Raw genomic sequence first — 13,772 nt, 5'->3', positions numbered from 1 at the left:
TGATCTCCGGTGCTCAGATCAAGACGACGTCGAGGAGGACCCACGATGGCCGATGAGAAGCAGCTGCTCGACGCTTTGAGGAAGCTGGCCGCCGAGCACTTCGAAACCCGTGAGCGGGTCAAGGAGCTGGAGTCCGGCGCCCGCGAGCCGATCGCGATCGTGGGCATGGGGTGCCGGTACCCGGGCGGGGCGGTCGGTCCCGAGGAGTTCTGGAACCTGGTGGCCGACGGCGTCGACGCGGTGGGCGGGTTCCCGTCCGACCGCGGCTGGGAGGCGTTCGACAACCAGGGCGGATACCGCCGGCAGGGCGGATTCGTCTACGACGTGGCCGACTTCGACGCGGGGTTCTTCGGGATCAGTCCGCGTGAGGCGTTGGCGATGGACCCGCAGCAGCGGCTGCTGCTGGAGACCTCGTGGGAGGCGATCGAGCGCGCGGGGATCGACCCGCGGTCGCTGCACGGCTCGGCGACCGGCGTCTTCGTCGGTGCGAGCCACGCCGGTTACGAGGCCAGCCTGCCCGTCGAGGACGCCAGCCTGGACGGCTACCGGCTGATCGGTACGGTGTCGTCCGTGGCGTCGGGTCGGATCTCGTACTGCCTGGGTCTGACCGGTCCGGCGGTGACGGTGGACACGGCGTGCTCGTCGTCGCTGGTGGCGATGCACCAGGCGATCCTGGCGCTGCGGTCGGGCGAGTGCTCGATGGCGCTGGCCGGCGGCGTGGCGGTGATGGTGTCGCCGGGTGCGTTCATGGAGTTCGGGCGTCAGGGCGGTATGGCGTCGAGCGGCCGGTCGAAGGCGTTCTCGGAGGAGGCCGACGGGATCGGCTGGGGCGAGGGCGCGGGCATGGTGCTGCTGGAGCGCCTGTCCGACGCGCGCCGCAATGGCCACCAGGTGCTGGCGGTGATCCGCGGGAGCGCGGCGAACCAGGACGGCGCGTCGAACGGCCTGTCCGCGCCGAACGGCCCCTCGCAGCGGCGGGTGATCCGCGCGGCGCTGGCCAACGCGCAGCTGTCGCCCTCCGACGTGGACGCGGTGGAGGCCCACGGCACGGGTACGACGCTCGGTGACCCGATCGAGGCCGGCGCGCTGCTGGCCACGTACGGCCAGGAGCGTTACGAGGACCGGCCGTTGTGGCTGGGGTCGGTGAAGTCCAACATCGGGCACTCGCAGTGCGCGGCCGGTGTGGCCGGTGTGATCAAGATGGTGATGGCGCTGCGGCACGAGGTGCTGCCGAAGACGCTGTTCGCCGAGGAGCCGTCCTCGCACGTGGACTGGACGTCCGGGAATGTGCGGCTGCTGAGCGAACCGGTGGCGTGGCCGGCGGGCGAGCGGCCGCGGCGTGCGGGTGTGTCGGCGTTCGGTGTGAGCGGGACGAACGTCCACCTGATCGTGGAGGAGGCCCCGGCGGCCGTCGAGGCGGCGGCTGAGCCGGCGGGCCAGGAGAGCCCGGTGCTCACCGGGGCGGCGGGTGTGGCCTGGCCGGTCTCCGGTCGCAGCGTGGCGGCGCTCGCCGGTCAGGCGGGTCGGCTGCGTGAACACGTCGCGGAGCGGCCGGAGTTGTCGGTCCGCGATGTGGCGTGGTCGCTCGCGACGACGCGTGCGGCACTGGAGCACCGGGCGGTCGTGCTCGGTGGCGAGCGTAACGAGCTGGCGGCGGGGCTGACGGCTGTCGCCACCGGGCAGCCGGCGGCGGGTGTGGTCACGGGGTCGGTGGCGGCCGCCGGGGTGGGGCGGACGGTGTTCGTCTTCCCCGGTCAGGGCAGCCAGTGGGTCGGGATGGGGCGTGAGCTGGCGGAGGCCTCGCCGGTGTTCGCGGCGCGGCTGGCGGAGTGTGCCGAGGCTCTGGCGCCTTATGTGGACTGGCAGTTGGGCGATGTCCTGGCGGGGCGCCACGGTTTCGAAGCCGCTGATGTCGTGCAGCCGGCACTGTGGGCCGTGATGGTCTCGCTCGCTGCGGTATGGCAGGCGGCTGGTGTCGCTCCGGACGCGGTGCTGGGTCACTCGCAGGGTGAGATCGCCGCTGCGGCCGTCGCGGGGATCCTGTCCCTCGATGACGCCGCCAAGGTGGTGGCTCTGCGGAGCAAGACCCTGAAGGTGCTGGCCGGGCGCGGCGGGATGCTGTCGATCGCCGAGCCGGTGGACGGTGTCCGGGCGCGGATCGCCCCGTACGGCACCCGCCTTTCCGTCGCGGCCGTGAACGGCCCGTCGGCGACGGTGGTTTCCGGCGACGCCGACGCGCTGCGTGAACTCGCCGAGGCGTGCGGGGATTCGCCGCGTGCCCGGATGATCCCGGTCGACTACGCGTCCCACAGCGCGCACGTGGACGAGCTGCGCGAGGAGATCCTGACCGTCCTCGACGGGATCCGGCCTCGTGAGGCGCAGGTCCCGATGATCTCCGCGCTGACCGGTGCATGGCTCGCGGGCCCCGAACTGGACCCCGCCTACTGGTACGCGTCGCTCCGCGAGACGGTGGAGTTCGACCGCGCCGTGCGGATCCTCGGCGACGCGGGACACGGCGTGTTCCTGGAGGTCTCCCCGCACCCGGTGCTGACCCCGGCGATCGCCGACAGCCTGGAGGACCGCTCCCCGGTGGTCGCAGGCACCCTGCGGCGCGACGAGGGCGGCGCCCAGCGCCTGCTGACCTCGCTCGCCGAGGCCTACGTTCAGGGCGCCCCCGTCGACTGGGCGGCGGTGCTCGGCGACGGGACGACCGTCGCGCTGCCGACCTACGCGTTCCAGCGGCGCCGTTACTGGCCCGAGGCCCCGGCGGTGGAGCGCGCGAAGCTGTCGGTGGACGACTGGCGCTACCGCATCACCTGGCAGCCCTCTGCCGCGAGCGGCCCGGCGGACCTGTCCGGCACCTGGCTGGTCGTCGGCGACGCCCCCGACGCGGCCACGATCGCCGAGGCGCTGACGGCGCGTGGCGCCGAGGCGGTGCGGACGACGCTCGCGGGCCTCGACGAGGCCATCGCAGGAGCGGGCGGGGACGTGCGCGGTGTGGTGTCGCTCCTGGCGCTCGACGAGTCGCCGGACGCCGAGTTCGCGTGGCTGTCCCGGGGCAGCGCGGACACCCTCGACCTGGTCCAGAGGTTGGGCCGGGCCGGGACCACCGCTCCCCTCTGGGTGCTGACCCGTGGCGCGGTGCAGGTCGCCGCCGACGAGGTGACGACCAGCCCGGTGCAGACGCAGGTCTGGGGTCTCGGCCGTACGGTCGGCCTGGAGCACGCGGACCGCTGGGGCGGCCTGCTCGACCTGCCGCCGGTGGTGGACGCCGATGCGGCCGCTCGTCTGGTCGGTGTGTTCGCGGACGGCAGTGAGGACCAGGTCGCGGTGCGGCCGTCGGGTGTGTTCCTGCGCCGTCTGGTGCGGGCCGAGGCCCGGCGCGTCGAGTCGGCTGACTGGTCGCCGCGCGGCACTGTCCTGCTGACCGGCGGTACGGGGTCGATCGGCGTCTGCATCGGCCCCTGGCTTGCCGAGCACCGCGCGCCGAGGGTGGTTCTGACCTCCCGGTCCGGCCCGTCGGCGCACGGCGTGGCGGCGCTGGCCGCCGCCGTGGCGAACGGCGGCTCGGCCGTCGAGGTCGTCAGCTGCGACCTGACGGAGCGTGCGCAGGTCACGGCGATGGTCGCGTGGATCGAGGACACCGGCCCCGGCCTCTCCACCGTCCTGCACTCCGCCAACGCGCCGATCCTGGCCCGGGTGGAGGACACCAGCCGGGAGGAGCTGGCCGTCGCGGTCGGCGCGAAGGCGGCCGGCGCCGTCCACCTGGACGAGGCGACGGCGCACCTGGGCATCGACGAGTTCGTCCTCTTCTCGTCGATCTCCGCCACGTGGGGCAGCAACGACCACGCCGCCTACGCGGCCGGCAACTCCTTCCTGGACGGCCTCGCCGAGGACCGTCGCGCCCGCGGCCTGCCCGGGACCTCGATCGCGTGGGGCGTGTGGAACACCCGCGACTGGGACGCCGTCGACGCGGCGATGGACCAGGCTCCCGGTCGCGTCACCCCGCACCGGCTGCTGCGGCAGGGCATGAACTTCCTCGACACCCAGCGGGCGCTGACCGCGCTCGGCGAGATCCTGGCCGACGACGAGACCTTCATCGCCCTCGCGGACGTCGAGTGGGAGAAGTTCGCGCCGGTCTTCACGGCCGCGCGGCCGCGCCCGCTGCTGGACACCATTCCGGAGGCCCAGGAGGACACGACGGTCCGTCGTGACGAGGACGAGCGCGGTGACTTCGAGCTCCAGCTGGCCGGCCTGTCGGCGGCCGAGCGGCGCCGGACGGTCACCGAACTGGTGCGGACGCACGCGGCCACGGTGCTGGGCCACGAGTCGGTGGACGAGATCGTGGCCAGCCGGGCGTTCCGGGAGCTGGGCTTCGACTCGCTGACCGCCGTCGAGCTCCGCAACCGCCTGAACACCGCGTGCGGCCTGCGGCTGCCGTCCACGGTGATCTTCGACCACCCGAGCGCCTCGGCGCTGGCGGACGAGATCCTGGCCGCGCTGTTCGGCACGGACGCGGACGAGGGCCAGGCCGTGACGGCGGCGGTGGCGGTGTCGACCGATCCGATCGCGATCGTCGGTATGGCCTGCCGTTACCCGGGCGGCGTCCGGACACCCGAGGAGCTGTGGGACCTCCTGGTCGCGGGCGGGGACGCGATCGGCGCGTTCCCGGCCGACCGCGGCTGGGACATCGAGGCGCTGTTCGACCCCGACCCCGACGCCGAGGGCTCGACCTACGTCGTGGAGGGCGGATTCCTCAGCGGGGCCGCGGAGTTCGACGCCGGGTTCTTCGGGATCAGCCCGCGCGAGGCGATGGCGATGGACCCGCAGCAGCGGCTGCTGCTGGAGACCTCCTGGGAGGCCGTCGAGCGGGCCGGCATCGACCCGAAGTCGCTGCACGGCTCCGCGACCGGCGTGTTCATCGGCGCGGCGTCGTCGGGCTACATCGCGACGGGCGCCACCGTCCCGGGAGCCGAGGCGCACCTGATCACCGGCAACGCGCTGAGCGTGCTCTCCGGCCGGGTGTCGTACACGCTGGGCCTGAACGGGCCCGCGGTGACCGTCGACACGGCGTGCTCGTCGTCCCTGGTCGCGCTGCACCAGGCGGGCCAGGCCCTGCGGTCGGGCGAGTGCTCGATGGCGCTGGCGGGCGGTGTGACGGTGATCGCCGACCCGGCCGAGTTCGTCGGCTTCTCGCGCCTGCGGGCGCTCGCCTCCGACGGCCGCTGCAAGGCCTTCGGCGAGGGCGCGGACGGCATGGGCATCGGCGAGGGCGCGGGCATGCTCGTGCTGGAGCGCCTCTCGGACGCCCGCCGCAACGGGCACCAGGTGCTCGGCGTGCTCCGGGGGAGCGCCGTCAACCAGGACGGCGCCTCCAACGGCCTGTCCGCCCCCAACGGCCCGGCCCAACGGCGGGTCATCCGGGCGGCGTTGGCGAGTGCGCAGCTGTCGGCCGCGGATGTCGACGTGGTCGAGGCGCACGGGACGGGTACGGAGCTGGGTGACCCGATCGAGGCGGGTGCGCTGCTGGCGACCTATGGCCAGGAGCGTTACGGGGACCGGCCGTTGTGGCTGGGGTCGGTGAAGTCGAACATCGGGCACGCCCAGCAGGCCGCGGGTGTGGCGGGTGTGATCAAGATGGTGCTGGCGTTGCGGGCCGGGGTGCTGCCGAAGACCCTGCACGCCGATGAGCCGTCCTCGCACGTCGATTGGGAGACGGGCAACGTCCGTCTGCTCCAGGACGCGGTGCAGTGGCCGGCGGGCGAGCGGCCGCGTCGGGCGGGTGTGTCCGCCTTCGGCATCAGCGGCACCAACGTCCACCTGATCGTGGAGGAGGCCCCGGCGGCCGTCGAGGCGGCGGCTGAGCCGGCGGGCCAGGAGAACCCGGTACTCACCGGGGCGGCAGGCGTGGCCTGGCCGGTCTCCGGTCGTGGCGCGACCGCGCTGGCGGGCCAGGCGGGTCGGCTGCGCGAGTACGTGCTGGCGCGGCCGGAGCTGCCGGTGGGCGACGTCGCGTGGTCGCTGGCCACGACGCGATCGGTGTTCGAGCAGCGTGCGGTCGTGCTGGGCGGCGAGCGGGGCGAGCTTGCGGCGGGTCTCGCGGCGGTGGCCACGGGGCAGCCGGCGGCGGGTGTGGTGACCGGGTCGGTGGCGGCCGCCGGGGTGGGGCGGACGGTGTTCGTCTTCCCCGGCCAGGGGAGCCAGTGGGTCGGGATGGGGCGTGAGCTGGCGGAGGTCTCGCCGGTGTTCGCGGCGCGGCTGGCCGAGTGTGCTGCGGCTCTCGCTCCTTACGTGGACTGGCAGTTGGATGATGTTCTGGCGGGCCGGCACGGCTTTGAGGCTGCTGACGTTGTGCAGCCGGCGCTGTGGGCCGTAATGGTGTCGCTCGCCGCTGTGTGGGAGGCGGCGGGTGTCGCTCCCGATGCGGTGGTGGGTCACTCGCAGGGTGAGATCGCTGCCGCTGCGGTCGCCGGGATCCTGTCGCTGGAGGACGCGGCGAAGGTCGTCGTTCTGCGGAGCAAGACTCTGAAGGCGCTGGCTGGTCGTGGCGGGATGCTGTCGATCGCCGAGCCGGTGGACGGTGTCCGGGCGCGGATCGCCCCGTACGGTTCCCGGTTGTCGGTCGCGGCGGTGAACGGCCCGTCGGCGACGGTGGTGTCCGGTGATGCGGACGCGCTGCGTGAACTGGCGGACTCCTGCGGGGATTCGCCGCGTGCCCGGATGATTCCGGTGGACTACGCCTCGCACAGCGCCCACGTGGACGAGCTGCGCGAGGAGATTCTCTCCGTGCTCCAGGGCATCGCGCCGACCGAGGCCCGGATCCCGATGGTGTCGGCGCTGACCGGCGCGTGGCTCGCGGGCCCCGAACTGGACCCCGCCTACTGGTACGCGTCCCTGCGCGAGACGGTGGAGTTCGACCGCGCCGTGCGGATCCTCGGCGACGCGGGCCACGGAGTGTTCCTCGAGGTCTCGCCGCACCCGGTGCTGACCCCGGCGATCGGCGACGCCCTGGAGGCGCTGTCCCCGGTCGTGGTCGGCACGCTGCGACGCGACGAGGGCGGCGCGCAGCGCCTGTTGACCTCGCTCGCCGAGGCCTATGTCCAGGGCGCCCCCGTCGACTGGGCGGCGGTGACGGCCGGCGGTACGACCGTCGCGCTGCCGACCTACGCGTTCCAGCACCGCCACTACTGGCCCGCACTGGACGGCCGCCGTTCCGAAGCGGGCGAGGCCACCGGTGCGGAGGCGGGTTTCTGGACCGCCGTGGAGAGTGGTGATGTCACCGCGCTCGCCGATCTGCTCGGGGTGGACCCGGCGGATGCCGCGCTGGGTGCGCTGACCGACTGGCGGCGCCGTGAGCGGGCCGGCTCGGCGGTTGCCGATTGGCGGTACCGGGTGTCGTGGGCGCCGGTGAGCGAGGCCAACGGGGTCCTGGCCGGGACGTGGCTGCTGGTGGGGGAGTCCCCGGATGCCGCTGCCGTCGCGGAGTCGCTGGAGCACCACGGGGCAACCGTGGTCCGCTCGGCTCCGGACGGCGTCGCCGCTGCGGTGGCCGCGTGCTCCGACCTGCGGGGTGTGGTGTCGCTGCTGGCGCTGGACGAGTCGCCGGAGGAGGCGGGTCCGTGGGTGTCGCGTGGTGGCGCTGACACGCTCGCGCTGGTCCAGGAGCATGGGCGGCTCGGTATATCCGCCCCGCTGTGGGTGGTCACGCAGGGCGCGGTGCGGGCCGTCGCGGGTGATGCGGTGCGGCCGGTCCAGGCGCAGCTGTGGGGTCTGGGCGCTGTCGCGGCACTGGAGTTGGCGGGCCGCTGGGGCGGGTTGATTGACCTGCCGACAACGGTGGACGCGCGTACGGGTGCGCGGCTGGCGTCCGTCCTGGTCGGGGATGAGGACCAGGTCGCGGTGCGTGCGGGCGGGGTGGTGGCGCGGCGGTTGGTGCGCGCAGGCCGTCCGGCTGTCCGCGAGGCGTGGTCGCCGCGTGGCTCGGTCCTGGTGACGGGCGGTACGAGCGGCGTCGGTGCGATCACCGCCCAGTGGGTGGCGGATCGTGGTGCCTCGCGGGTCGTGCTGACGTCCCGTTCGGGTCCTGGTGCCGCCGGTGTGGCGGAGTTGGCGGCCTCGATCGCGGCTCGCGGTGCGGCAGTCGAGGTGGTGTCGTGTGACATCGCCGACCGCGCCTCCGTGGCGGAGATCCTGGACCGCATCGATGCGACCGGTCCGGCGCTGTCGTCGGTGGTCCACTCGGCCGGGACGGGCGGGAGGACACCGGTGGAGCAGCTGTCGGTGGCCGAGCTGTCGCGGCTGCTGTCGGCGAAGGTCGGCGGCGCCACGGTGCTGGACGAGTTGACGGCGGGTCGGGACCTGGACGCGTTCGTGCTGTTCTCGTCGGGCGCGGGTGTGTGGGGCAGCGGCGCTCTGGCTGGCTATGCGGCGGCGAACGCGCACCTGGACGCGTTGGTGGAGGACCGTCGTTCCCGTGGTCTGGTGGCCTCCTCGGTCGCCTGGGGCCTGTGGGCCGGCGTCGGCATGGCGGCCGGCTCGGGTGGCGAGCGGTTGCGCGAGTTCGGCATGGAGGGCATCGACGGGCGCCGGGGCATGCTGGCGCTGGGCCAGGTCCTGGACGCCGGTGAGGGTGCGATGGTGGTGGCCGGCTTCGACTGGCCGCAGTTCGTGCCGACCTACACCCTGCACCGGCCGAGCCGTCTGCTGGCGGATCTGCCCGAGGTCTGCGCGGTCCTGGCCGCCGAGGCCGCCGTCACCACGACGACCGAGGAAGTCGGCGCGTGGGCGGGCCGGTTGGCCGGGATGCCGGTCGCTGAGCAGCGCCAGGTCCTGACCGACCTGGTCCGGGGCCACGCGGCCGCGGTCCTCGGCCACGAGTCGGCGGACGACGTACTGCCGCAACGCGCGTTCAAGGAGCTGGGCTTCGACTCCGTCGGAGCCGTCGAGCTGCGAAACCGCCTCTCCAAGGAGGTCGGTGTCAAGCTGGCCTCCACGATGGTCTTCGACCACCCGAACGCCACCGCCCTCGCGGACTACCTGCGGGGCGAACTCGTCGGCACCGGCGGCCAGACGGCCCAGGCCGCCGGCGCGGTCCAGGTCGTGGCCGCGGCGATCGGCGAGCCGATCGCGATCGTCGGCATGGGCTGCCGGTACCCGGGCGGTGTGACGGGGCCCGACCAGTTCTGGGACCTGCTCGTCGCGGGGACCGACACGATCAGCGAATTCCCGACCGACCGAGGCTGGGAAGCCGTCGAGGAGGGGTTCGGCCAGCGGCAGGCGTACCGCCGACAGGGCGGATTCATCTACGACGTGGCCGACTTCGACGCGGGGTTCTTCGGGATCAGCCCGCGTGAGGCGCTGGCGATGGACCCGCAGCAGCGGCTGCTGCTGGAGACGTCCTGGGAGGCGATCGAGCGCGCGGGGATCGACCCGAAGTCGCTGCACGGCTCGGCGACCGGCGTCTTCGTCGGTGCGAGCCACGCCGGCTACGACGCGAGCCTGCCGGCCGACGACCGGAGCCTGGACGGCTACCGGCTGATCGGTACGGTGTCCGCCGTGGCCTCGGGCCGGATCTCGTACTGCCTGGGCCTGACCGGCCCCGCCATCACGGTGGACACGGCCTGCTCGTCCTCCCTGGTGGCGATGCACCAGGCGATGCTCGCCCTGCGGTCGGGCGAGTGCTCGATGGCGCTGGCCGGCGGTGTCGCGGTGATGGTCTCGCCCGGCGCGTTCATGGAGTTCGGCAGCCAGGGCGGCATGGCCTCCAGCGGCCGGTCGAAGGCGTTCTCGGACGAGGCCGACGGCATCGGCTGGGGCGAGGGCGCGGGCATGGTCCTGCTGGAGCGTCTCTCGGACGCCCGGCGCAACGGCCACCAGGTGCTGGCGGTGATCCGCGGGAGCGCGGCCAACCAGGACGGTGCGTCCAACGGCCTGGCGGCGCCCAACGGCCCCTCGCAGCGGCGGGTGATCCGCGCGGCACTGGCCAACGCCCAGCTGTCGCCCTCCGACGTCGACGCGGTCGAGGCCCACGGCACCGGCACCTCGCTCGGCGACCCGATCGAGGCGGGCGCACTGCTGGCGACGTACGGCCAGGAGCGGTACGAGGACCGGCCGTTGTGGCTGGGATCGGTGAAGTCCAACATCGGCCACACCCAGTGCGCCGCCGGCGTCACCGGCGTGATCAAGATGGTGATGGCGCTGCGAAACGGCATGTTGCCGAAGACCCTGCACGCGGACCAGCCGTCGACCCACGTGGACTGGGAGACGGGCAACGTCCGGCTGCTGCAGGACGCGGTGCGGTGGCCGGCGGGCGAGCGGCCGCGCCGTGCGGGTGTGTCGGCCTTCGGTGTGAGCGGCACCAACGTCCACCTCATCCTGGAGGAGGCGCCCGACGCCGAAGCCGAGGAGCTGGAAGCCGAGGTGCTTCCGGTGCTCGCCGGTGGGACGTCGGCCTGGCCGGTCTCCGGCCAGAGCGCTGCGGCGCTCGCGGGTCAGGCGGGTCGACTGCGTGAACACGTGCTGGCGCGGCCGGAGTTGCCGGTCGGCGACGTCGCGTGGTCGCTCGCGACGACGCGTGCGGCGCTGGAGCACCGGGCCGTCGTGCTCGGCGGCGAGCGGGGCGAGCTCGCGGAGCGTCTGGCGGCGGTGGCGACGAAGCAGCCCGCGTCCGGTGTGGTGACCGGGTCGGTGGCTCCTGGCGGGGTGGGGCGGACGGTGTTCGTCTTCCCCGGCCAGGGGAGCCAGTGGGTCGGCATGGGTCGCGAGTTGGCGGAGTTGTCGCCGGTGTTCGCGGCCAAGTTGGCGGAGTGCGCCGAGGCTCTGGCGCCGTACGCGGACTGGCAGTTGGACGATGTTCTGGCGGGCCGGCACGGCTTCGAGGCTGCCGATGTGGTGCAGCCGGCGCTGTGGGCCGTCATGGTCTCGCTCGCCGCTGTGTGGGAGGCGGCTGGTGTCGCTCCGGACGCCGTGGTCGGTCACTCGCAGGGCGAGATCGCGGCGGCCGCCGTCGCGGGGATTCTCTCCCTCGACGATGCCGCGAAGGTCGTCGCTCTGCGGAGCAAGACCCTGAAGGCCCTTGCTGGTCGTGGCGGGATGCTGTCGATCGCGGAGCCGGTGGCGGGTGTTCGGGCGAGGATCGCGTCGTACGGCACCCGCCTTTCCGTCGCAGCCGTGAACGGCCCGTCGGCGACGGTCGTCTCCGGTGACGCGGACGCGCTGCGCGAACTCGCCGACTCCTGTGGGGAGTCCCCGCGCGCCCGGATGATTCCGGTGGACTACGCCTCGCACAGCGCCCACGTGGACGAGCTGCGCGAGGAGATCCTCTCGGTTCTCCAGGGCATCACGCCGAGTGAGGCCCGCATCCCCATGGTCTCCGCGCTGACCGGCGCGTGGCTGTCCGGCCCCGAACTGGACCCGGCCTACTGGTACGCGTCCCTCCGGGAGACCGTCGAGTTCGACCGCGCGGTGCGCATCCTCGGCGACGCGGGCCACGGCGTGTTCCTGGAAGTCTCACCGCACCCGGTGCTGACCCCGGCGATCGCCGACAGCCTGGAGGACCGCTCCCCGGTCGTGGTCGGTACCCTGCGCCGCGACGAGGGCGGCGCCCAGCGCCTGCTGACCTCGCTCGCCGAGGCGTACGTCCAGGGCGCCCCCGTCGACTGGGCGGCGGTGCTCGGCGCCGGCACGGCGGTCGCGCTGCCGACCTACGCCTTCCAGCGGCGCCGCTACTGGCCCGAGGCCCCGGCGGTGGAGCGTACGAAGCTGTCGGTGGACGACTGGCGCTACCGGATCACCTGGCAGCCGTCCGCGATCAGCGGTTCGGCGGTCCTGTCCGGGCCCTGGCTGCTGGTCGGGGACGCGCCGGACGCCGGTGCGGTGGCCGACGGGCTGGCGGGTCGTGGCGCCGAGGTCGTGCGGACGACGCTGGCGGGCCTCGACGCGGCCATTGCCGGTGCCGGTGCGGATGTCCAGGGCGTGGTGTCCCTCCTGGCCCTGGACGAGTTGCCGGACGCCGAGTTCGGGTGGGTCCCGCGCGGCAGCGCCGACACCCTCGACCTGGTGCAGAGGCTGGGCCGGGCCGGGATCGCCGCTCCCCTCTGGGTGCTGACCCGCGGCGCGGTGCAGGTGGCCGCCGGCGAGGTGACGACCAGCCCGATCCAGACCCAGGTCTGGGGTCTGGGCCGGGCCGTGGGCCTGGAGCACGCGGACCGCTGGGGTGGCCTGGTCGACCTGCCGCCGGTGGTGGACGTCGAGGCGGCGGCCCGGCTGGCCGGCGTGCTCGCGCACGGCCGGGAGGACCAGGTCGCGGTGCGGCCGTCGGGTGTGTTCCTGCGCCGCCTGGTGCGGGCAGAGGAGCACCGGCCCAAGGCCGGGGCCTGGAGCCCGAAGGGGACGGTCCTGCTGACCGGCGGTACGGGCTCGATCGGTGTCTGTGTCGGCCCGTGGCTTGCCGAGCACGGCACGCCGAGGGTCGTTCTGACCTCCCGTTCGGGCCCGGCGGCGCCCGGGGTGGCGGCGCTGGCCGCCACCGTCGCGGGTGCGGGCACCGCCGTCGAGGTCGTGTCGTGCGACCTGACGGAGCGTGCGCAGGTCACGGCGATGGTCGCGTGGATCGAGGACTCCGGCCCGGGCCTGTCCACCGTCCTGCACTCGGCGAACACGCCGTACCTGGCCCGACTCGAGGACACCAGCCGGGAGGGCCTGGCGGCGGCACTGGGCGCGAAGGCGGCCGGCGCCGTCCACCTGGACGAGGCGACGGCCGACCTGGACATCGACGAGTTCGTGATGTTCTCCTCGATCTCGGCGACCTGGGGCAGCAACGACCATGGCGCCTACGCGGCGGGCAACTCCTTCCTGGACGGCCTCGCCGAGGACCGTCGCGGCCGGGGCCTGCCCGGGACGTCGATCGCCTGGGGGGTCTGGAACACCCGCGACTGGAACGCGGTCGACGCGGCGATGGACCAGGCGCCCGGCCGGGTGACCCCGCACCGGCTGCTGCGGCAGGGCATGAACTTCCTGGACACCGACCGGGCGTTGACGGCGCTCGGCGAGATCCTGGCCGACGACGAGACGTTCATCGCCCTGGCGGACGTCGAGTGGGAGAAGTTCGCTCCGGTGTTCACGGCCGCCCGCCCGCGCCCGCTGCTGGACACCATTCCGGAGGCGCAGGAGGACACCGCCCCCGGCCGTCCGGAGGACGACCAGCGCAACGAGTTCGCCGCCCGCCTGGCGGGCCTGTCGGCCGCCGAGCGGCGCCGGACCGTCGTGGAGCTGGTGCGGACGCACGCCGCCGCGGTCCTCGGCCACGACTCGGCGGACGAGATCGTCGCCAGCCGGGCGTTCCGGGAGCTGGGCTTCGACTCGCTGACCGCCGTCGAGCTCCGCAACCGCCTGAACAGTGCGTGCGGGGTGCGAGTGCCGTCCACGCTGGTCTTCGACCACCCGACCCCGGAGGCGGTGGCGGACTTCCTGATCACCGAGCTGACCGGGAGGGAACTGGTCGGCCACACGGCCGTGCTGGACGAGTTCGAGCGGCTGGCCGCCGGGCTCACCCCGTCGGACGACGAGACCCGCGCGGAGATCGTCGCCCGCCTGGAGGCGCTGACCCAGCGCTTCCGCGCCGTCCGCGAGACCGGGGCGGACGGGACGGGCGAGGCCGACGAGCGCGCTCTGCAGGAGGCCACCGCCGACGAGCTGTTCGCCCTCCTGGAGGACGAGCTCGACGACCCGGACTTCGACTGACCATGCCGGGACCGTCGGCGCCAACTCCTCCC

Annotated in this window: 1 protein-coding gene; it reads left to right on the top strand. The window is 73.8% G+C overall.

The window, feature by feature from the left end:
• Nucleotides 1-45 precede the first annotated feature (45 nt).
• A complete protein-coding gene (locus ACFY4B_RS09025; RefSeq protein ID WP_387966995.1) occupies nt 46-13,740 on the top strand; it encodes a type I polyketide synthase in 13,695 nt (4,564 codons plus the stop codon).
• Nucleotides 13,741-13,772 lie beyond the last annotated feature (32 nt).

It is taken from the genome of Kitasatospora sp. NPDC001261, assembly GCF_042896795.1.
In the GTDB taxonomy this organism is placed as follows: Bacteria; Actinomycetota; Actinomycetes; order Streptomycetales; family Streptomycetaceae; genus Kitasatospora.
Note: the sequence above shows the minus strand (reverse complement) of the source record. Positions and strands in the feature narration are given on the sequence as shown.

What these genes read in the sequence shown, in the direction of transcription:
- ACFY4B_RS09025 (WP_387966995.1), top strand. Translation starts at nt 46, where the DNA reads ATGGCCGATGAGAAGCAGCTGCTCGACGCTTTGAGGAAGCTGGCCGCC.